A 19,944-nucleotide genomic window follows, 5' to 3' on the forward strand; every position below is an offset into this window, starting at 1 on the left:
GCGCTCCCAGCATTAAGCCGGAAGCGCCTGAGTTACATCTCCATTGCGGAGGGGAGGGCGATATTACTCGCCGCTATTAGGTGCAGTTGGGTCATCCAACCTCAGCTCGGAGGCCGCCTTTTCTACGACGGAACGCTCAATCTTGCCTTCGCGGGCAAGACCATCGAGCACGGCGACGACGATGGATTCCGCATCGTTGTTGAAGAAGCGGCGGGCACCCTCGCGCGTATCGGAGAAGCCGAAGCCGTCTGCGCCCAAGGTGATGTAGGTACCTGGGACGTAGGGGCGAATCTGCTCCTGCAACTCGGTGGTGAAATCCGAGACACCAACAAATGGGCCCTCGAAGTCCTTGAGCTGGGAGGTAGCAAATGCCTCGGTGGGCTCTTCGCCTTTGCGCAGCGCTTCCTTATTGCGGCGGGCACCGTCACGGGCCAGCTCGTTCCAAGAGGTCACGGAGAACAGCGAAGCCTTGACATCGTAATCCTCAGCCAGCATCTTCTGTGCGCGAAGAGCTTCGTGCACGCCAACCCCCGATGCCAGGATATTGGCCGGGGTGGAGCCATTCTCGGCGGTATTGAAGTGGTAGATACCCTTGTGCAGGCCTTCCACGTCCAAGTTCTCCGGCTCGGCCGGCTGGTGGACCGGCTCGTTGTACACGGTGAGGTAGTACATGACCGGCTCGTTGTCCTCGCCGTACATGCGCTCGATACCGCGCGCTACCAGGTGTGCGACCTCGAAGCCGAAGGCTGGGTCATAAGAAATGACCGCTGGGTTGGTGGCTGCCAGGACAGGGGAGTGGCCGTCCATGTGCTGCAGTCCCTCACCGGTCAGGGTGGTGCGGCCGGCGGTAGCACCGATGATAAAACCGCGGCCCATTTGGTCGCCGGCGGCCCAGAAGGCATCGCCAGTGCGCTGGAAGCCGAACATCGAGTAGAAGATGTACAGCGGGATCATGGCCTCACCCTGGGTGGCATAGGAGGTAGCTGCGGCGGTAAAGGATGCCGCAGCACCGGCCTCAGAAATGCCCTCGTGCAGGATCTGGCCATCGGTGGCCTCGCGGTAGGACAACATCAGATCGTGGTCCACCGGCACATAGTTCTGGCCGCGGGGGTTCCAGATCTTCATGGTGGGGAACCAGGAGTCCATACCGAAGGTGCGGGCCTCATCCGGGATGATGGGGACGACGCGCTTGCCCAGTTCCTTATTGCGCATGACTTCCTTGAAGGTGCGCACCAAGGCCATGGTGGTAGCGACTTCCTGCTTTCCGGAGCCCTTGCGTACGGAGCGCAGCTTGTCCAAGGCAGGTGCTTCCAGCGGGGTGAAGTCCGTGCGGCGCTCTGGCAGGAAGCCGCCAAGCTCTTTACGGCGCTCCAACATGTACTTGATCTCCGGGGAATCCTTACCCGGGTGGTAGTACGGCGGCAGGTAAGGATCCTTTTCCAGCTCTTCATCAGTGAAGGGGATCTCTTGCTTATCGCGGAAGTTCTTGAGATCCTCCAGCGTCAGCTTCTTCATCTGGTGGGTAGCATTGCGGCCCTCGAAGTTGTGGCCCAAGCCGTAGCCCTTAATGGTGTGGGCCAAGATGACGGTCGGCTTGCCGGAGCCCTTGTTCTCCAAGGCGCGGGCATACGCTGCGTAGACCTTTCGGTAGTCGTGGCCGCCGCGGCGCAGTGCCCAAATTTCGTCATCGGAGACGTCTTCTACCAGCTTTGCGGTGCGCTCATCGCGGCCGAAGAAGTGCTCGCGCACATAAGCGCCGTCATTGGCCTTGAAGGTCTGGTAGTCACCATCAGAGGTGGTGTTCATGACGTTGACGAGGGCACCTTCGGTGTCCTTTTCCAGCAGCTTGTCCCAGCCGCGGCCCCAAATGACCTTGATGACATCCCAGCCGGCGCCACGGAAGAAGGACTCCAGCTCCTGGATGATCTGGGTATTACCACGTACGGGGCCGTCGAGGCGCTGCAGGTTGCAGTTAACCACGAAGGTGAGGTTATCCAGCTCGTACAGAGCAGCGGTTTGCAGCAGGCCGCGGGATTCTGGCTCGTCCATTTCGCCATCGCCCAAGAAGGCCCAAACGTGCTGCTTGGAGGTGTCCTTGATGCCGCGGGTTTCCAAGTACTTATTAAAGCGTGCCTGGTAAATGGCGTTAATTGGACCAAGACCCATGGACACGGTGGGAAACTCCCAGAACCATGGCATCAGGCGCGGGTGCGGATAGGAGGGCAGACCCTTGCCTTCGCCAAGGGAGACTTCCTGGCGGAAGCCATCGAGGTCTTCCTCAGAGAGGCGGCCTTCCATGTAGGCGCGGGCGTACATGCCCGGGGAGGCGTGGCCTTGGAAGAAGACCTGGTCGCCGCCTGAAGGATCGTCCTTACCCTTGAAGAAGTGGTTGAGGCCGACTTCGTACAGCGGGGCCGCACCCGCATAGGTGGAGATGTGGCCACCAACGCCGATGCCGGGGCGCTGCGCACGGTGCACCATGATGGCAGCGTTCCAGCGGATCCAACGGCGGTAGCGCTTTTCTAGTTCTTCATCGCCAGGAAATTCCGGCTCCATGTTGGTGGGGATGGTGTTGACGAAGTCCGTCGACGTCAACGAGGGGAGCTCCACGCGCTTGGCGGTGGCGCGCTCTAGAAGGCGCAGCATCAGGTAACGTGCGCGTTCTTGGTCAGAATGGTCCAGCAGACCATCGAGGGAATCCATCCACTCGCGAGTTTCTTCTGGGTCGCTGTCGTGAAGGTACGATGCAACACCATCGCGGATAAGCGGGAAGTTGGAATCGCCCTTGGCAGGGTCCTTCTCGGCCATGTAAACCTCCTAATTAAGGGTCTGCAGAGTTTATCTCCTACGATACGCGTTCCCAGATCGCGAGTGGGAGTCTAGGCCGTCTAAAACGCGGCGCTTTCCGATGCACCCCCTACCACCTGCGGTTTGCTGCCCCAACCCCGCGTGCAAACGTGGGTAGTAGGCCCCTAAACGGCGCTAGTTGTCCCACAAAACAGACGCCGGTGTGAGCAGAAAAGGGCCTGCAAATTGGGGGAAAGGGGTGCTATAGCAAGTAAAAGACGCCCTGGGACGTTAAACTACATGTAATAACACACGTCCTCCCTGCCAAGCACGGGCTGGGCGTGAGCAAGAATTCACCGAATGAGGAAGGAAATGCATAGTGGCTGACGCTGCAGTCAAGCTCGGAATCAAGGAAGGGCAAATCGCTCTAGAGCTTGGTTGGGACGAGGATTGTGACACCACAATCTCTGAATCTATCGAAGCCGTACTCGGTGAGGATTTCCTCGAAGAGGAAAATGATGAGCTGTGCGATGTAGTCCTTCTTTGGTGGCGCGAGGAAGACGGTGACCTCGTGGACGGCCTGGTGGATGCCAGCCGTCCCCTCGCGGATAACGGATCCGTGTGGTTGCTGACCCCAGGCGCTGGCAAGCCCGGCACCGTGGAGCCTGGTCTCATTTCTGAATCCGCACAGCTGGCCGGCTTGGTGCAGACCAAAGCTGAGCGATTTGGCGAGTGGCAGGGTTCCTGCCTGGTACCGCGCGGATACACCAAAAAATAGCCCTCACCAGCTGATTTGTGTAGCTTCACAATCCTGCGCTACTGTACATAACAGCGCAAGGGCGCATGCGGCTTTAGCTCAGCTGGAAGAGCAATTGGTTTACACCCAATAGGTCGGGGGTTCGATCCCCTCAGGCCGCACCATTTTTCAAGTCTCGAGACATCGTTCCTAGAACGGTGGCTCGAGACTTTTTCGTTGTGTGGGGATTCATGGATGGGGGAAGGCTGCAGCCTAAACGGCAAAATGTGTTGTTTCCGGTGTGCAGCCTCGATGAATGGGCTTTCAGGGTCAAATGTCGGCCTCGGCTTGTGCCTCCAGCCCATCAAGCATGAGGTCTATGAGCCGTGGAGTAAGTGCGTCAGGGGCGAGTGAGGGCTTGGGCTCTATCGGGATGGGGCGGGTGATTATCCCAAGGCCCATGTGAAAATCCAGCGCATTGAGGCTTTCCGGGCATAGGTGTGCCTTTTTAGCGGGGATTAGCAGTTTGTCGTAAATGCCGGTTAATTCCTGGGCGCGCTTATCAATGATCCGGTCCTTTTGTTTCCGGGTTTCCGGATCGCGCATGGCATCTTCATATATTGCTTGGGCAAGGGTTGCTAGCTGCAAAGTTCCTATGGAATGGACGGTGGTGCGCCACGCGGTACGTGCATCGCTAGCAAATTCCCCACTGTGGGCTTCGATGATTGCGGCGATATCGGCCGATGCTTGCGCGCTTACTGCATCGAGGAGTTCGATGCGCTCGGGGAAGTGCCGGGTGGCCGTGGCCACACCCACTGAAGCGGCTTTCGCAATGGTCCGCATGGAAATACCAGGCCCCTCAGTGGTGAGTAGTTGCCTGGTGGCGGTGACTATCGCCGCACGATTATTGGCTGCATCTTGTCTCATGGTTGACATCTTAACAAATGGAACACTATGTTTTATTTAAGTAACTGAAATACACTGTTCCAGATAAGGGGATTGTCATGAGTTCTACTGCGACTCGCAGGCGGCAAAACACGACCGTAAAAATCGTTGCCGCCGTGATTGGGGTACCAGTCATTATCGGGCTAATGCTATTTGCGTTCCTTGCTCCCAACTTTTCTTCCGGACCGCAAGGCGTGCCCATTGCTGTGGCCGGGCCCGAGCAGATGGTTAAGCACATGACCGATAAAGCAGGCGAGGGCGGACCCGATTTAAGGGTTTATGAATCCGATGCCGATGTGCGCGATGCGATTGAAAACCGAGACGTCGTAGGCGGTCTGGTTATCACCCCATCGGGAGCACAAACCTATACCGCTTCTGGCAACGGTGCTGCCTACACAGAGATGGTGAACCAATTGGGTAAGTCATTCGAGGCGCAAGGCATGGAGGTTGCTACCGAAGACCTTGCACCGACATCGGAAGAAGACCCGCAAGCTAATGGCATTGGGCTGCTAGGGCTGCCTTTGGCCTTTGGCGGCATCGTTTCCGCAGTCATCGCCACCTTTGTTTTCCGCCGCCGAAAGTGGGTCAAGTTTGTAGTACTCGTTGGCATAGCAGCAGGGGGATCGCTCGTTGCGACGTGGATGCTGCACACCGTGTACGGCACGTTAATTGGCAAATTCGGTATGGAATGGTTGGCCATCGCCCTGGGTATTCTTTCCACCTCATTGCTCACGGCAGGCCTAGCTGCGGTGATCGGTACTGCAGGTGTAGGAATTGGTGCGGTGCTCACCATTTTCCTAGGTAATCCACTTTCGGGCTTGGCCACCGGACCTTGGTTGCTTCCTGATGGCTGGGCTACCTTGGGGCAGTGGATGCCCATTGGTGCAACGGGGTACCTTGTTCGTTCTTTGTCCTATTTTGATGGCCAGGGCGTGGGACACGCGTGGTGGGTATTCGCGCTCTGGATCGCAGTAGGTTTCGCATTACTCATGTGGGACCGGTCTGCCAGCACTACAGAATCGAAAGCAGGTCAGGCGGGCTAGGAAAGTTAGTAGCGCTCGCGGCGGCGCTTTTTCAGCTTGGCATAGTGATCCGGCTTGGAATCGCCGTAGCGGGAGCGGTTGCGCAGCGCGGCGGCGTGAGGTGCAGCATCCGTAGCGGTGTCGGTGCCAGGTTCGTCGTTGACGGAGGAGCTGGACGTGGGGGCATCGGCAAGCGATTCCGCATCCGCGTCGAGGGTCTGCATGGCGGCTTCTTCTTCGCGCAGGCGGCGGCGCTCGCGGATTTCGGACCAGATAAAATAGCCCAACCCCAGCGGGGCCATGATACCAAAGGCGATCCACTGGTAGCCGTAGGAAAGGTGGTTGCCGCGGTCGAGCTGCGGAATGGGCATTGCGTTGAGCACGCCCGGCTGGTCCTCGGAGAGCTGGATGTAGTCTTGGCCTAAGTCGGCACCGATAAGCGAGCCCACTTGCTCGGTGTGGATGGAGTAGACCTGCTGGTAGCCCTCCTGCGTGATGGGGGCGGTCTGGTGCTCGGCCTCATTCGAGCGCACCATGCCGGTAATGGTTATCTCTCCGGAAGGGGCGGGCGGAATATCCGGCACCGCATTGCCCTCCTCGGCGCTGACCCAACCGCGGTTAATCAGCATGGTCAAACCCGCATCGGTGCGGAAAGGCACCAAGGACTGATAGGACGGGCCGGAACCTGCGGGGCGCAGGCGGAGCAGCACCTCATCCTCGGGCAGGTAGTGCCCCTTGAGCGTGGTGCGGGACCATTCATCACCGGAAATGGCGCCGTCAGCGTCCACGACCTGGTCAATCGGCTGCGGATCGGCCTCATAGGCGTGGGTGATGTTTTCATTGCGCTCCACAATGTCATCGTCCTTTCCCAATTGCCATGGGGCAAGGACACTAAAGGCCAAGTAAGAAAATGCCACCACGAAAAGCAGCATGAGCACCCAGCCAGGCTTGAGGAACGTCTTTAGCATGCCCCCAAGTCTAGTCGCGGTTCTCGCGAATCCAATCCAGCAGGCCGGGGACCGCGGCTTCGATATTCTTGCGCGCGGTTTCGAAGTCTTCTTCGGTGCCGTAGTAGGGGTCGGCGACCTCTGCGCCTTCCGGGGAATTGGGATCGAAGCTGCGCATCAGACGGACCTTGGCAGGATCGATACCTAGATCGATGAGCGAATCATAGTGTCCGGAATCCATCGCGATGAATAGGTCAGCGTCCATGTGTTCCTCGCCCAATTTGGATGCGCGGTGGGATGCCCCATCGTGTCCGGCGCGGCGCAGCTCCGCCACGGCCCGCTCATCGGCGCCTTGCCCCACGTGCCAACCACCGAGCCCGCAGGAATCCACCGTGGCTAGGAGATCGAGCATGTCATCTTCCATTTCATCGCGCACGATGATTTCAGCCATGGGCGACCGGCAAATATTGCCGGTGCACACAAAGACGAGGTAGAGACCCGAGTGAGAAGAAGATTCAGTCATGCGAAAACCCTTTGCGCAGATAGTACTGTAGTGCGGGAGACAGGATATAGCACTAGCGTAATTTACAAGAATCGAGCATAAAGGAGTATCGCCATGTCTGCTGTGCGAGTGGGCGATGTGCGCCGCGTTTTGGACAAGGCTTACCCGCCCCATTTGGCCGAAAAGTGGGATGCCGTAGGCCTTATTTGCGGCGACCCCGCAGACGAGGTGCGTACCGTCGCCTTTGCTTTAGATTGCACCCAAGAGGTAGCGGACCGCGCGGTTGAGCTCGGCGCGGATATGTTGGTAGTCCACCACCCGCTGCTACTGCGCGGCGTGGAATCCGTGGCGGCCGATACCCCTAAGGGCAAGGTTGTTCATACCTTGATTAAAAATGGGGTGGCGCTTTTTGCCGCCCACACCAACGCAGATAAGGCTCGCCCCGGGGTTAACGATAAGTTGGCGGAACTCGTTGGCATTACCCCAGGTCGGCCCATCGTGCCGGAGGCTCCAGACGCCATTGATAAGTGGGGGGTGCATATCCCTACCGGCAGCGTGGAGCAGGTAAAGCAGGCGCTTTTCGATGCCGGCGCGGGCCACATCGGCGCCTACTCCCACTGCTCATTCGATATCGCGGGCGCAGGCCAATTCCAGCCGGAGGAGGGCGCGGATCCGGTTGAAGGGAGCATCGGCAAGCTGCACCGCGGCGACGAGGTACGGGTGGAATTCGTGGCTCCCGCCTCGTTGCGGTCCACGTTGATTGCGGCGCTGCACGCGGCGCACCCGTATGAGGTGCCCGCCTATGACATCGTGGAAACGGCCGGAAGCGGCGATCTTGATACCGCACTGGGGCTCGGGCGCGTGGGCGAGCTGCCCCGCGAGATGACCCTGCGGGAGTTTACGCAACAGGTGGCCAACGCCCTGCCCGAAACCGCGTGGGGCATCCGAGCCGCGGGTGACCCAGAGCAAAAGGTGCGCACAGTGGCGGTATCGTCCGGCGCTGGGGATTCCTTCCTGGGGGCTGCGGCGAAGCTGGGCGTCGATGTGTACGTCACCTCCGATTTGCGCCACCACCCGGTGGACGAGCATCTGCGCGCCGGGGGACCAGCCGTCATCGATACGGCCCACTGGGCCAGCGAGTTTCCTTGGACGGCGCAAGCAAGCGATATCGTAGAAGCAGCATTAGAACTAGATACGGAAATTATTAGCCTGCGAACTGATCCGTGGACTATCTCCGCGCACCCAAAGGAGTCATAAGTGAAACTATCGCAAGAACTACAACCGGTACTGCTGGAATTGGCCAACCTGGAACGCTCGCAAGGCATTGGCGGGGATAAAGAGCTGCCAGAAAAGGTCGAGTATGACAAGGCACAGCAGGAACACAAGCGCTTGCTCGATGCCTCCGGTTCCGCACAAATGGCAGTCGATGACATGGAAAATGAAATCCTGCGCATCCAGGCCGATGAGCGTAAGCTGCGCAGGCGCGAACGCGATGACAAGGGCCAGCTTGGCGCCGAGTTGGATACCGAAAAGCGCAAGGACATCGAGCACGATCTCTACGCCACGAAGTCCCGCATCGCCGATCTGATGAGTGAGCTGCAAGAAGCTCACAACGAAATTCACGCGCTGCGCTCCAACCTGGACGTGCACGGTGCGCGCGTCTCAGATTCTGAACGCAAGCTAGAAATGCTGCGCCGCGCCGCAGACGCCGCGCAAGAGGCTGCGGATAACCAGCCCGATCCCGCCGTGCGCATCGCGGATTTGCGCGAACAGCTGCCTTCCGATGTTTTGGAGGAATACGACGCGCAGCGGCAAGAAAACGGTGTTGGCGCCGCGCAGTTTAAGGCCAACCGGGCCTGCGGCGGCTGTTTCATCGTCTTGCCGCCCGCCGATAAGAACGCCGTGCGCAATGCGCCTGCCGATGAGCTTCCGCAATGCACCGACTGCGGTTCCTACCTGGTGCGCCTGGCATCATGAAGGTCATTATCTACGCCGATGGTGGCTCGCGCGGCAATCCCGGAGTAGCCGGTTCAGGCACTGTGGTTTATGCCGCGGATGGCACGACCACCCTGCGCGAAATCGTCTATGTGGTTGGCACTGAGGCCACCAATAATGTGGCCGAATACCACGGCTTATTGCGCGGGCTCGAGGCCGCCTCCGAGCTAGGTGCCAGCGAGGTGGAGTTCTATATGGACTCCAAGCTCGTCGTGGAACAGATCAATGGACGCTGGAAAATCAAGCACCCGGATATGCAAAAGCTGGCCCTTGAGGCCCGCACGCATATCGACGGGTTTTCTTCCTTCAGCCTGGAGTGGGTTCCGCGCGCAAAAAATAAGGTGGCGGATGCGCTATCCAATGACGCGATGGACGCGGCTGCGGCGGGGCATAAGGTGGGCATCGTCAAGAGCGAAACCGATGCGCCTGCCGCCGAGCCTTCGTCCGATGCCGCGCCGGGTGAGCCTACGCCTGCCGAGGACAACCAGGAGTGGGATACCTCCGCGCCGCACCCTTCTGACTGGCTGGGCGAGCGCGGCGATAAGACCCGCTTTATCCTGCTGCGTCATGGCCAAACCGAAATGTCTGCCAACAAGCAATACTCAGGGCGCGCCAATCCGGAGCTTACTGAACTGGGCAAAAAGCAGGCGCTCGCCGCCGCGCAAGCCCTTGCCGGTACCACCATCGACGCCATCGTGTCCTCGCCGCTGAAGCGCTGTCAGGAAACAGCGGCCGCCGTCGCGCATGGCCGCGATATCGACGTGGTGACCGAAGACGGCCTGATCGAGGTGGACTTTGGCGAGTGGGAAGGAAAGACCGCGGCCGAAGCGCACCAGCGCGACCCAGAGATACACGAGCAATGGCTGCACGATGCCGCTACACCGTGCCCCGGCGGGGAATCGCTGCAGGCCGTCAACCGTCGCGTGCGTGCTGCCCGCAAGGAATTGCAGCGGCGCTATAGCGGCAAGACGGTGCTGATTGTCAGCCACGTCAACCCCATCAAATCCTTCCTCTGCCAGGCCCTGAACGCGGGCCCGGCCACCTTCCAACACCTGTTTTTGGATCTGGCGGCGCTATCAGATGTCGAGTTCTGGGACGGCGGCTCTATGGTGCATGGATTCAACGATGTGGGACACCTAGAGGGGCTGCGCTAGACTAAGTAGCGCGAATGAGCCGGCCGGGCGATCGCGTCGCCGCAAACGGGCAGCGTTGATGCTGCAACGTGGGCGCCGAGGAAAGTCCGGACTCCACAGAGCACGGTGGTTGCTAACGGCAACCCGGGGTGACCCGCGGGCAAGTGCAACAGAAAGTAGACCGCCTTGTGCCTTCACTTGCGTTTCGACCCAAGTAGGGGCCACAAGGTAAGGGTGAAACGGTGCGTTAAGAGCGCACCAGCACCGTCAGCGATGGCGGTGGCTGGGTAAACCCCACCGGGAGCAAGGCATCACGGCCCTGCCACGTTGCAGGGCCCGATCAGGCGTTTTAAGGCTGCTCGCTCGAGCCTGAAGGTAGCTGCTGGAACTAACTGGCAACGGTTGGTCTAGATGGATGTTCGCCGCGCGGTGCCCCACTTGCTGGGGCAACGCGGTTAGACAGAATCCGGCTTATAGGCCGGCTCATTCGCGCTTAATCTTCTACCTTGGCTGGCTCGCCAGCGGCCAGTTTCACAAGCAGAAAACCATCCTCTGCCAAGTCCGCCGCGAAGTTTTCCGCGCGGTTGCTGGGGACATAAGCAATAACGGCGCTAGAAAGTCCCGCGTGCGCCGAGCGCGCGGCCACCCCGCCGCGGACCGTGACCAGCTCCGCCAGCTTTTCTGCGGAATCGAAGCCATAAATATTGGTCAGCGAGGCCTGCGATTGCAACACAATGGGGAAGAGCTCATTGCGGCGGTGCGAGCGTAGGTAGCGCACAAAGTGCTCCACACGGGTGGTCTCTTCCTCATAAAATGCCATCCACTCGGTGGCCGCATTGATGCTGGGCCGGCCCTCTTCGCCGTAGACCTTGTGTACCGCCTTGAGCCACTCCACTACGCGCTGCTGCGCATCGGGCAATAAGCGCAGCGACTCCGTGCCGAAGGAATGGCAGGCATCATCAATAAACTGCTGGCGCTGGCGGATGTCACTAATTGCCTGCGCTTGCTCTTGCGAATTGTCCTCGGGCACCGCCACGGCAAAGGCCACCACATCCTGGCCCACCACATGGGGCGCGTGGGTGACCGAGCCATCGGCATAGTCGATGATGCACACGCCGTCACCACTGCTGCGCAGCGCGGCCGTGTGGCGCGCGCGAAGGGCGGGCTTATGAGCAAAGGTGGTCACCGCTTGGGTGCAGACATCCGCAACGCGCACGCGCAAAGGTGCGTCGAGGTTTTCGGCTGGACCCATTAAGGCAAGCGCAACGGCAACATCCGCCGCCGATGCAGCGCCTAAGCCGATATCGGCAGGGATATCGCTCACAATAGTGATATCCGCCCCAGCCGTTTCCCGGGAGAGCAACTGGCGGTTCACCATGGTGTGCACGATGCCGCCGATGCGCGCAGCCAGCCCACCCTCTGGTGCGGGAGGAATGACCGGTTGGCCTTCTGAGTCCGTCGTGGGTTGTTGCGCCGCGGCGAGCACAGCCACCTCCTGGAGGCCAATAGAATCGTGCGCAGGCTCCCCACAAGCCGGCACGTAGTGGACGGAAACGATGCCATCCGTGCGCGAACTGACGGCCGCTGCTGCGCGGAGATCCGACAAGCTTGCGGCGACGATGCCTCCGTAATGATCGATATGCTCACCAATAAGTGGCCAGGTCGCGGGCGCGCTGGCGACATGGGTGGGCTCCGTTCCCACGATAGTGGCGTGTCGTTGTGCAACGCGCTCAGTAATAGGGGACTTAGGCGTCGACCACAGTGGCATGAAGGCACAAGCTCCTTTTCCAATTCGGCGGATAAAAATCACGTGGCTACGTGGCGCGGGCTAGCGCCATGGACAAAGTAGCCGATAAAGCGGCTCCCTTGCTCTGCTTAAGAGAGCAGGGAGAGGCATCAAAAGAAATACTGCCCTCATATTCTAGCGGGCACGTGTTTTCGTGCATGGGTAGTGTGGGCACCAACCACAAACAGGCGGCGCACACGTGCTGCCCAGAGTATATAGACGAAAGGGACTACCGTGGCGACTACAGCAGATGAGAAATGGTATTACGACCCCTCCACCAAGGAAGTCAGCAAGGGCAAAGTATCCGGCTGGGAAAACCGCATGGGCCCCTATGACACCCGCGAAGAGGCCGAGCACGCCATAGAAATCGCGCGCGCCCGCACCAAGGCAGCCGATGCCGCAGATAAAGAAGATGATGGCTGGGACTAGTTAATTTCCCAACCATCACCTGACAGTGACTAAAGCGGCCTAACGCGGCACATCTGGTGCCGCTGCAGCACTACTTCTTCAGCTTCTTGCGCAGCGGCTTAAACGCGGCCTTGATGTCCTTGAAAGATTCGTTGTAATCATCCAAGGCGGCGAGGCCGATGGAGCGTTCGCGCTGGTATAGCAGGCCGTAACCGAAGGTATCTTCTCCGCGGCGGTGCGCATTGTGGGCCAGTTCTAGCAATTTATCCCGCGAGGTGACCGAGTCTTGGAAATCCCCCAAGACCGATTGCATCTTTTTGCAGGCCTTGTACAGGCGCTTGGTCTTTAGCTTCGTTGCTGAACCGGCCGCCTCTGCTGCGTAACGCAGTTTCTTGGCAGCCTTGCGCATATCGTGGAAATAATCCTCGCGCTCGTGCAGCGAAAGCTCCGCGTTATCCCAGTTCTCCACGGCCTTCTTATGCCGCTTGACCAGCTTCTTATAGGCCTTTTCTAGATGGCGTGCCATTACGGCATCGACGTCCTCGGCCTCCGCTTCGCCAGCGCTAGACGGTTCTTCCGTCTTCTTTTCAGCGGCCGATTCTTCCTCTGCGGTATGCGCTTCCGCAGATTCTTCGGCTGAATTATCGGTTGCATCCTCGGACGCTTGCGCAGTCGCGTCCACGGCAGTGGAAACGTCATCACCGTCGGCATCTTCTGCGGATTGAGAGCCGGCCGTAGGGGGATCCGCCAAAAGGCGGTCGAGGGACTCGAGCAATTCGAGGTATTCCTCAGAATTTAGCGCGGCGATAACCCTGCGGTGCGCCCGCCGGTAGGCGGTACCCATATCGCGGGAGATGTGTTCGCGGGTGGCGGCATCCAAGGTATCGGAATCCTCGGACTCCAGGAGCTCTTGCCAGCGCTCTTCTACGACCTCTGCATCGCGGGCTACGCCCAAAATACCGGCCAGCTCTTTGAGGTCGGCTTCGATTTTTTCAATCTGCGGGCCGACGACGATGCCATGAAAAGTTTGTAGGTGGCTGCGCAGCTCGCGGGTAGCCACGCGCATTTGGTGCACCGAGTCCCACTCATCGCGGCGAACGCGCGGATCGTAATCAATCAGTTTGTCGCGGTTGGCCTGCAGCGCTGTAATCACTGCTGCTGCCGGGGAATCCTCATCAACATCCGGGGTTACGAGCGCGGGCGGCAGGGGAGCATTGTTGTAGGAATCTCCCAAGGCCGACTTCAACTTAGACGGGGACGAAGAAACGCGAGCCCCAGCGCCGATGAGAAGTGAAGTAGCGCGGCGGATGAACTGGCTTCCTTCTTCGGTGCCTGGAAGATCACCGGCAAGCTCCACTTCCCATTCGCGCCAAGATTGCTGCTGCCCGCCGGGCAGGAAAGAAAAGGCGGTAACGTGGTCATCGCAGAATTCCGCGACCGGATTATTGTGCTCGTCAGCCAGCAGCATCTCGGTGCGGTTATTATCCACCTGCGCAATGGGGTTTAATTCATTGTGGCGAATGATGGAGCGCACCTGCTGTACCAGCTCTTGGGGGACCTCGTATTTGCCGTCTACCGGTTCTCCCAGTTCGGTATGAATCTCGGTCCGTCCGCCCTCGCTGGGGATCTTGATGTGCCAGCCATCGTCATTGCCGCCGGTGCGGCGGCGCAAGGTGATTTTGGCGTGCGTTAGGCGCAAATCTTCCGTGTCGTAATAAATAGCAGATAGAGCGTGGTGGCGCGTTTCTGCAATATGGTCAACTGATTTGAGTCGAGTGAGTTCAGGCAGCTGAGTCGATTCTGCTACGGCGAATTTCGCTTCTACTTCCAGAAAAGTCTGTGTTGACATTCACATACCCTTAAGCTTTTACAACAATTAATTTCACCTGAGATCCTACCCGTGACGCGCAGCAGGCGCCTGAAAAATTTCGCAGCGTTTGCTGTGCGCACAGGTAGAAATGTACCGCTGACACCATGGGGCTAAAAGCAGACAGAGGAGGCCACGGAGCAAGGGCCGCCGGTATTAAGAATCGATGCCAGTAGCGGGTCTGCCTAAGTGAGACCTATCCGCGGCCGTGATGCCGTCAGTGATGCCATGCAAGCTGTTCATGGATAGCGAGGATGTAGTTAGGTTGGGAAATAAGCGGTTTCGGGTTTCCTCGGCATGATCGGTGCGCGCTTGGAGCGCAGGCAGTGTCTGAGTGGCGATGAGCTCTGCGTGGTGGCTGCAATAGGGAGACTCATCGAGTTTTTCTTCGATGCCGTCTTCATTGGCTAGCTGCAGCAGTTCCCCAATTCGGGCGGCATAGGAAAGCCGGAAGCTACGACGATAGGCTGCGGTGGTCTGCGTTGCCCGCGCAAACTCGGCACCCTCACTGTTGCGCATATACCAATCGCATTGGCGGTTCAGGGAGGAGAAAAGATCGGCGCAGTGGGCGGTATCTTCGGGCGCGCCAATGATGCAGGCAAGGCCCTTTTCGTGGATGAGGAGAGTGGTGCAGCCATTGGCACTGGCGATAGTGCCTAACAAGGTGACCTGGTGCTTGATATATGGTGGGTGAACATGCACGCGGTGGGAAATGAGGCGGGGCTGGTCACCGGTTAGGAGGTCTTCGATGCGGTATTTTTGCTGCAGCGACTGCGCCTTGGAAATGAGTATCTCTGCCTCTTCTGCAAAAGAGGTGGATTCTGCCTTCCGCAATAGTCCCAAGACCTTGTGGCGTATTTTATCCTGCTTGTCGCTAGGGCCGTCGGTCTGGCTCAGCTCGCCGCCTGCTAGAAGTTCGGTATCGCGCAAACGCGGAAGATGCACCAGTTCTTTCATGATGGCGCGCATTTTATCGCGGGGAATGAAATTTTCTTGTGGGGCTTCTAATTGCAACCACGCTTTGCGCAGCGCGGGTGAGGTGATGCGGGCAGGTACGTGCGGGCTAGCGCGGTAGATGAGGGGATAGGAATAAGAGCCTAGGACGTGGCGTAAATCGTCCGGGGACCACCCGTATTGGGCGGCGGTCACTACGGCATCGATAACGCTGGCAGAAAGTTCATCAACGTGGGAGGTCATTGTAATTTCTTCCTTTAGATAGCTTGTACAGGTGTTCGCTTGCCCCACTAGCAAAGCACGTGCGCGCAGCCGTACCTGCTCCTATAGCCCCCGCTAGCTACCCCCTGAATACTCTGGCGACCTGCGAATCTGACCATGTGGAAATTGACTAATGAACTGCACACTGCTTAGCGGTGAGCCGGTAAGGTTTAGGGCATGAATAGCCAACACGAATTCGTCTTACGCACCGTTGAGGAACGCGATATCCGCTTTATCCGCTTGTGGTTTACGGATATCATGGGCGCCCTCAAATCCGTAGTGATGAGCCCCTCCGAACTCGAATCCGCCTTTGAGGAGGGGATTGGCTTTGATGGCTCGTCGGTAGAGGGATTTTCCCGCATCTCTGAATCGGACACCATTGCGCTGCCGGATCCCTCCACCTTTCAAATCCTGCCGTTTGATGACAATGAGCCGGACCTGCAAACGGCGCGCATGTTCTGCGATATTGCGCAGCCGGATGGCCAGCCTTCCGTGGTGGATCCGCGCCATATCCTGCGCCGCCAGGTCACCGAGGCGGCTAATGATGGATTTACCTGCATGGTCTCGCCGGAAATTGAGTTCTACCTGCTGGAACACAGCCGGGAGCTAACAGATCTTGTCCCCACCGATAATGGCGGGTATTTCGATCAAGCGACTCACGATACTGCGCCGCTCTTTCGCCGCCGCGCCATGTTGGCGTTGGAATCGCTCGGCATCGCCACCGAATTTAGCCACCACGAAACCGCGCCGGGCCAGCAGGAAATCGATCTCCGCCATGCCGATGTGTTGACCATGGCGGATAATATTATGACCTTCCGGCGGGTTATTAAGCAGGTAGCCACGGATTCAAATGTGCGTGCTACGTTTATGCCCAAGCCCTTTGAGGATCTCCCGGGCTCCGGAATGCACACACACTTTAGCCTTTTTGAAGGCCAGTCCAATGCCTTCCACGATCCGGACGATGAATTTTCGCTCTCACACACCGCCAAGCAGTTCATCGCCGGAATTTTGGAGCACTCTACGGAGATGAGCCCCATTATCAACCAGTGGCCCAACTCCTATAAGAGGCTGATGTTTGGCAATGAGGCGCCGGGTTCGGCCACGTGGGGAGTGCAGAACCGTTCCGCCCTAGTGCGCGTGCCGACGTACCGCTTGACCAAGGAGGAATCGCGCCGGGTGGAAATCCGTTCCATCGATGCTTCCATGAACCCATACTTGGGCTATGCGGTCATCCTCGCAGCCGGGCTGCGCGGCATCCGAGAAGGCTACGAATTAGACGATCCCGCGGAAGACGATGTCCACCAGCTCACCCACCGGGAACGCCGCGCCATGGGGTATAAGGATCTTCCCTCCAGCATGGACCAGGCACTGCGCGAGTTCGAAAAGTCCGAATTTATGGCGGAGGTCTTGGGCGAGCACGTCTTCGAGTTCTTCTTGCGCGCCAAGTGGGAAGAATGGCGCGATTACCAGCGCCAAATTACTACAGTCGAGCTGCGCAACAACCTGAATTTCTAGGAGAATAATGCGTCCTGCCACGGTGCCTTCGCCGGCGTCGCTGGGCCTTAGCCGGTCCCATGCCGCACAAGACTTAGAACAACTGGGATGGAATAACCCGGAGTCCGTTGACCTTCTATGGACGCTGGCTGCGGTCGGTGATCCAGATTTGGCGCTTAATAACCTCGTGCGCATTTACGAGCAAGCCCCGGAGCTCGATGCGGAAATCCGCAGCAATGAGCAAGTGCGGGTGCGCCTTCTCGCGCTCTTGGGTGCGTCGACGGCGTTTGGGGATCACCTCGCTGCCCACCCAGAGTTGTGGGAAGAGCTGAAAAAGCCCCTGCCGGAGCCAGAGGAGATGCTCACCAGCCTGCTTGAAACGGTGGGGGCGCAGCCGGCAACGTTTGCCGCAGAGCTCGATGCTCCTGATCCAGCGAGGGAGGATCTCAGCGCACCGGGCACGTACCGCGCGAGCGAAGGTGAGCACAAAAAGGAGATGCGTACCCAGTACCGCACGCTGATGATGCGGCTTGCCGCGCACGATGTGGCGGGTACCTTCCACTCCCGCAAGGGGCAATCCCGCCCGCAGCCGGCGGTAAGCTTTCGGCAGGTCACCACGCTGACGACTGCGCTTGCCGATGCCGCCCTTACCGCATCCCTTGCCGTTGCGGTGCGCAAGATTTACGGCGATGATCCGCTCGATGCGCAGCTTGCCGTCATGGCGATGGGCAAGTGCGGTGCCGGCGAGCTCAATTACATTTCCGATGTGGACGTTATCTTCGTCGGCAGCGAGGCAACGCCCAAGGCCACCCGGCTCGCCGCGGAGTTTAACCGGATTGGGTCGACGACATTTTTTGATGTCGATGCGAACCTGCGGCCGGAGGGTAAGTCTGGGGCGCTGGTGCGCACGCTGGATTCGCACGTGACCTACTACCGCCGGTGGGCAGAGACCTGGGAATTCCAGGCGCTGCTCAAGGCGCGGGCGATGACCGGCTACCTGCCGTTGGGGCAGGATTACCTGGAACAAATCCGGCCGATGGTCTGGACGGCTTCGCAGCGCGATTCCTTCGTGGAAGACGTCCAAGCCATGCGCCGGCGCGTATTGGATAATGTGCCGGATGAGCTCAAACACCGAGAGCTCAAGCTGGGCGTCGGCGGGCTGCGCGATATCGAATTTGCGGTGCAATTGCTGCAATTGGTGCACGGGCGCTCCGATGAATCTCTGCGCGCGCTTTCGACAGTGGATGCCCTCGACGCGCTTATCTCCGCAGGCTACGTGGGCCGCGAAGATGGCACGCAGCTCATTGAGGCTTATGAATTTTTGCGCCTTTTAGAACACCGCCTGCAATTGGAGCGCTTCCGCCGCACACACACGCTGCCGGCAAATGATGATGAAGCGGGCATGAACTGGCTCGCGGTGATTTCGGGATTCTCGCCGCAGGGCACAAAGTCTGCGGTGCAGGGCATGTTAGCGCATTTGCGGCGCATTAGGATGCGCATTTCTGAGTTGCACTCGCGCCTGTTTTATCGCCCGTTGCTCAATTCCGTGGTGACCATGTCCGCCGATGAGCTAAAGCTTTCGCCGGAGGCGGCAAAGCTGCAGCTTGCGGCATTGGGGTATAGCTCGCCGGTGCGCGCCTTTGAGCACCTGACCTCGCTAGCCTCCGGTACGTCCCGCAAGGCACGCATTCAAGCCATCTTGCTGCCCACCTTGATGGAATGGCTGGCAGACACCGCGGATCCGGATATGGGGTTGCTCAATTACCGCAAGCTATCAGAGGCGGCCCGCGATAAGTCATGGTTCCTGCGGATTTTGCGGGATGAGGGGATCGTCGGCCAGCGCCTGATGCATATCCTAGGGACCTCGCCATTTACCGCGGACCTTATTATCAGCGCCCCGGATTCGGTAAAGCAGCTTTCCGATGGCGCGACCGGCCCCAAGTTGCTCGAAACCAAGCCTGAGCAGGTGTCCAAGGCTCTGGTTAATTCCAGCAAGCGCCATGCGCACCCGGATAAGGCGGTGGCGGTCGCGCGCTCGCTACGCAGGGTGGAGCTGGCGCGCATCGCCAGCGGTGATCTTCTAGGGATAATCCCCGTTGAGCAGGTGTGCCAAGAACTGTCGACCATCTGGAACGCAGTCTTGGAAGCCGCCCTGCGCGCTGAGGTGCGGGCCTGGCGGATGGACCACGAGGATGCGGAACCGCCGGCGCGCATTGCAGTTATTGGCATGGGCCGGCTCGGTGGCCGTGAGCTTGGGTTCGGCTCCGATGCAGATGTCCTTTTTGTGGCAGAGCCTGAAGCTGCAGACGATGAAGGCGAGGCTATGCGGTGGGCTATCGGGATCGTCGATAAGCTGCGCCGTCGCCTTGCCAAGCCTTCTGGGGATCCTCCCTTGGACGTTGACTTGGGCTTGCGCCCAGAGGGACGATCTGGCGCGGTGGTGCGCAGCATTGCCTCCTACAAGCGCTATTACCGCGAGTGGGGCGAGGCTTGGGAAATGCAGGCGCTGCTGCGTGCGGCCTTCATCGCCGGGGACGAGGAAGTGGGCCAGCGCTTTATGGAGATGATCGATGAATACCGCTACCCGGATAGCGGCGCGAGCCAGTCCACCATTCGCGCCATCCGGCGCATGAAGGCTCGGGTGGATAATGAGCGCCTGCCGCGTGGGGCCGACCGCACCACCCACACGAAGCTGGGGCGCGGGGCGCTGACCGATATTGAATGGACGGTGCAGCTGCTTATTATGATGCACGGGCATGAGCATCCCGAGCTGCGGCAACCAGGGACCTTGCCGGTGCTGGAGGCGCTGGAACAAAGCGGCATCTTAAGCGCCGATCAAACCAGTGACCTGCGAGATGCGTGGTTGATGGCAACGGACGCCCGCAACGCGTTGGTGCTGGTGCGCGGCAAGCGCGTGGACCAATTGCCTGGGCCTGGCCCACAATTGGCCCAGGTAGCCGGCGCGGCCGGCTGGACGCCGGAGAATAACCAGGATTTCCTGGATACGTACCTGAAATTGACCCGGCACGCGCGCAAGGTGGTCGATGAAGTCTTTTGGGGAGAGGAGGAATCCTTCGAGCATTCTTAAAGTTGCCGCATAACTTGGT

At 59.2% G+C, this 19,944-nt stretch carries 15 protein-coding genes, 1 tRNA gene and 1 other RNA gene; 10 read left to right on the forward strand and 7 right to left on the reverse strand.

The window, feature by feature from the left end; translation table 11 throughout:
* Positions 1-63 precede the first annotated feature (63 nt).
* Positions 64-2,808: a pyruvate dehydrogenase (acetyl-transferring), homodimeric type gene (gene aceE / locus HMPREF1257_RS01295; RefSeq protein ID WP_023023219.1), complete on the reverse strand. Its 2,745-nt coding sequence runs from the start codon at positions 2,806-2,808 to the stop codon at positions 64-66.
* A gap of 358 nt (positions 2,809-3,166) precedes the next feature.
* Here aceE and HMPREF1257_RS01300 point away from each other — a divergent pair, with 358 nt between their 5' ends.
* The gene (locus HMPREF1257_RS01300) at positions 3,167-3,565 is read left to right on the forward strand and encodes a DUF3052 domain-containing protein (RefSeq protein WP_023023218.1); all 399 of its coding nucleotides are present in this window, start codon (positions 3,167-3,169) and stop codon (positions 3,563-3,565) included.
* A 67-nt stretch (positions 3,566-3,632) separates the two neighbouring features.
* Positions 3,633-3,708, forward strand: a tRNA-Val gene (locus tag HMPREF1257_RS01305).
* Between the two features lie 145 nt (positions 3,709-3,853).
* Here HMPREF1257_RS01305 and HMPREF1257_RS01310 read toward each other — a convergent pair.
* Complete coding sequence (locus tag HMPREF1257_RS01310; protein ID WP_023023216.1) at positions 3,854-4,450, reverse strand: TetR/AcrR family transcriptional regulator; 597 nt, start codon at positions 4,448-4,450, stop codon at positions 3,854-3,856.
* Positions 4,451-4,527: 77 nt separating this feature from the next.
* On the opposite strand from HMPREF1257_RS01310, the gene HMPREF1257_RS01315 reads away from it, so the two are divergent.
* On the forward strand, positions 4,528-5,511 hold the full coding sequence (locus HMPREF1257_RS01315) for a hypothetical protein (protein ID WP_023023214.1): 984 nt from the start codon (positions 4,528-4,530) through the stop codon (positions 5,509-5,511).
* A 5-nt stretch (positions 5,512-5,516) separates the two neighbouring features.
* On the opposite strand, the gene HMPREF1257_RS01320 is transcribed toward HMPREF1257_RS01315, so the two are convergent.
* Both HMPREF1257_RS01320 and HMPREF1257_RS01325 read right to left on the reverse strand, forming a co-directional pair.
* Entirely contained in the window at positions 5,517-6,458 is a 942-nt protein-coding gene (locus HMPREF1257_RS01320) for an SURF1 family protein (RefSeq protein WP_023023212.1), read from the reverse strand.
* Positions 6,459-6,468: 10 nt separating this feature from the next.
* Positions 6,469-6,960: a low molecular weight protein-tyrosine-phosphatase gene (locus tag HMPREF1257_RS01325; protein ID WP_023023210.1), complete on the reverse strand. Its 492-nt coding sequence runs from the start codon at positions 6,958-6,960 to the stop codon at positions 6,469-6,471.
* A 93-nt stretch (positions 6,961-7,053) separates the two neighbouring features.
* Here HMPREF1257_RS01325 and HMPREF1257_RS01330 point away from each other — a divergent pair, with 93 nt between their 5' ends.
* The 4 genes from HMPREF1257_RS01330 (at position 7,054) to rnpB (ending at position 10,557) form a co-directional block, all read left to right on the forward strand.
* Positions 7,054-8,196, forward strand: a complete 1,143-nt coding sequence (locus HMPREF1257_RS01330) for a Nif3-like dinuclear metal center hexameric protein (RefSeq protein WP_023023208.1) — start codon at positions 7,054-7,056, stop codon at positions 8,194-8,196.
* On the forward strand, positions 8,197-8,916 hold the full coding sequence (locus HMPREF1257_RS01335; protein ID WP_023023207.1) for a zinc ribbon domain-containing protein: 720 nt from the start codon (positions 8,197-8,199) through the stop codon (positions 8,914-8,916).
* Positions 8,913-10,088: a bifunctional RNase H/acid phosphatase gene (locus HMPREF1257_RS01340; RefSeq protein WP_023023205.1), complete on the forward strand. Its 1,176-nt coding sequence runs from the start codon at positions 8,913-8,915 to the stop codon at positions 10,086-10,088. The genes HMPREF1257_RS01335 and HMPREF1257_RS01340 overlap by 4 nt, the downstream gene beginning before the upstream one ends.
* A 15-nt stretch (positions 10,089-10,103) precedes the next feature.
* An RNA gene (gene rnpB, locus HMPREF1257_RS11605) (RNase P RNA component class A) lies at positions 10,104-10,557 on the forward strand.
* Positions 10,558-10,560: 3 nt separating this feature from the next.
* Here the strand turns inward: rnpB and HMPREF1257_RS01345 are convergent.
* Positions 10,561-11,835 carry a galactokinase family protein gene (locus HMPREF1257_RS01345; RefSeq protein WP_023023204.1) on the reverse strand — a complete coding sequence of 425 codons (1,275 nt, stop codon included), beginning with the start codon at positions 11,833-11,835 and terminating at the stop codon, positions 10,561-10,563.
* A gap of 252 nt (positions 11,836-12,087) precedes the next feature.
* Here HMPREF1257_RS01345 and HMPREF1257_RS01350 point away from each other — a divergent pair, with 252 nt between their 5' ends.
* Entirely contained in the window at positions 12,088-12,282 is a 195-nt protein-coding gene (locus HMPREF1257_RS01350) for a hypothetical protein (protein ID WP_023023202.1), read from the forward strand.
* 70 nt (positions 12,283-12,352) lie between these two features.
* Here the strand turns inward: HMPREF1257_RS01350 and HMPREF1257_RS01355 are convergent, their stop codons facing one another.
* A complete protein-coding gene (locus HMPREF1257_RS01355; RefSeq protein ID WP_023023200.1) occupies positions 12,353-14,110 on the reverse strand; it encodes a CYTH and CHAD domain-containing protein in 1,758 nt (585 codons plus the stop codon).
* Positions 14,111-14,284: 174 nt separating this feature from the next.
* Complete coding sequence (locus tag HMPREF1257_RS01360; protein WP_023023198.1) at positions 14,285-15,325, reverse strand: DUF2786 domain-containing protein; 1,041 nt, start codon at positions 15,323-15,325, stop codon at positions 14,285-14,287.
* A gap of 195 nt (positions 15,326-15,520) precedes the next feature.
* Between HMPREF1257_RS01360 and HMPREF1257_RS01365 the strand changes: the two genes are divergently transcribed.
* Both HMPREF1257_RS01365 and HMPREF1257_RS01370 read left to right on the forward strand, forming a co-directional pair.
* Positions 15,521-16,858 (forward strand): glutamine synthetase family protein, encoded by a 1,338-nt coding sequence (locus HMPREF1257_RS01365; RefSeq protein ID WP_023023196.1) that lies wholly within the window; start codon positions 15,521-15,523, stop codon positions 16,856-16,858.
* A 7-nt stretch (positions 16,859-16,865) separates the two neighbouring features.
* Positions 16,866-19,925 carry a bifunctional [glutamine synthetase] adenylyltransferase/[glutamine synthetase]-adenylyl-L-tyrosine phosphorylase gene (locus HMPREF1257_RS01370; protein ID WP_023023194.1) on the forward strand — a complete coding sequence of 1,020 codons (3,060 nt, stop codon included), beginning with the start codon at positions 16,866-16,868 and terminating at the stop codon, positions 19,923-19,925.
* Positions 19,926-19,944 lie beyond the last annotated feature (19 nt).

It is taken from the genome of Corynebacterium sp. KPL1814 (assembly GCF_000478175.1).
Classification (GTDB): Bacteria; Actinomycetota; Actinomycetes; order Mycobacteriales; family Mycobacteriaceae; genus Corynebacterium.

Bases quoted from the DNA above. Each gene is read 5' to 3' on its own strand.
- HMPREF1257_RS01360 (WP_023023198.1), bottom strand. From the start codon at position 15,325: ATGACCTCCCACGTTGATGAACTTTCTGCCAGCGTTATCGATGCCGTA.
- HMPREF1257_RS01330 (WP_023023208.1), top strand. From the start codon at position 7,054: ATGTCTGCTGTGCGAGTGGGCGATGTGCGCCGCGTTTTGGACAAGGCT.
- HMPREF1257_RS01315 (WP_023023214.1), top strand. From the start codon at position 4,528: ATGAGTTCTACTGCGACTCGCAGGCGGCAAAACACGACCGTAAAAATC.
- HMPREF1257_RS01355 (WP_023023200.1), bottom strand. From the start codon at position 14,110: ATGTCAACACAGACTTTTCTGGAAGTAGAAGCGAAATTCGCCGTAGCA.
- HMPREF1257_RS01370 (WP_023023194.1), top strand. From the start codon at position 16,866: ATGCGTCCTGCCACGGTGCCTTCGCCGGCGTCGCTGGGCCTTAGCCGG.
- aceE (WP_023023219.1), bottom strand. From the start codon at position 2,808: ATGGCCGAGAAGGACCCTGCCAAGGGCGATTCCAACTTCCCGCTTATC.
- HMPREF1257_RS01365 (WP_023023196.1), top strand. From the start codon at position 15,521: ATGAATAGCCAACACGAATTCGTCTTACGCACCGTTGAGGAACGCGAT.
- HMPREF1257_RS01325 (WP_023023210.1), bottom strand. From the start codon at position 6,960: ATGACTGAATCTTCTTCTCACTCGGGTCTCTACCTCGTCTTTGTGTGC.
- HMPREF1257_RS01310 (WP_023023216.1), bottom strand. From the start codon at position 4,450: ATGAGACAAGATGCAGCCAATAATCGTGCGGCGATAGTCACCGCCACC.
- HMPREF1257_RS01345 (WP_023023204.1), bottom strand. From the start codon at position 11,835: ATGCCACTGTGGTCGACGCCTAAGTCCCCTATTACTGAGCGCGTTGCA.
- HMPREF1257_RS01320 (WP_023023212.1), bottom strand. From the start codon at position 6,458: ATGCTAAAGACGTTCCTCAAGCCTGGCTGGGTGCTCATGCTGCTTTTC.
- HMPREF1257_RS01340 (WP_023023205.1), top strand. From the start codon at position 8,913: ATGAAGGTCATTATCTACGCCGATGGTGGCTCGCGCGGCAATCCCGGA.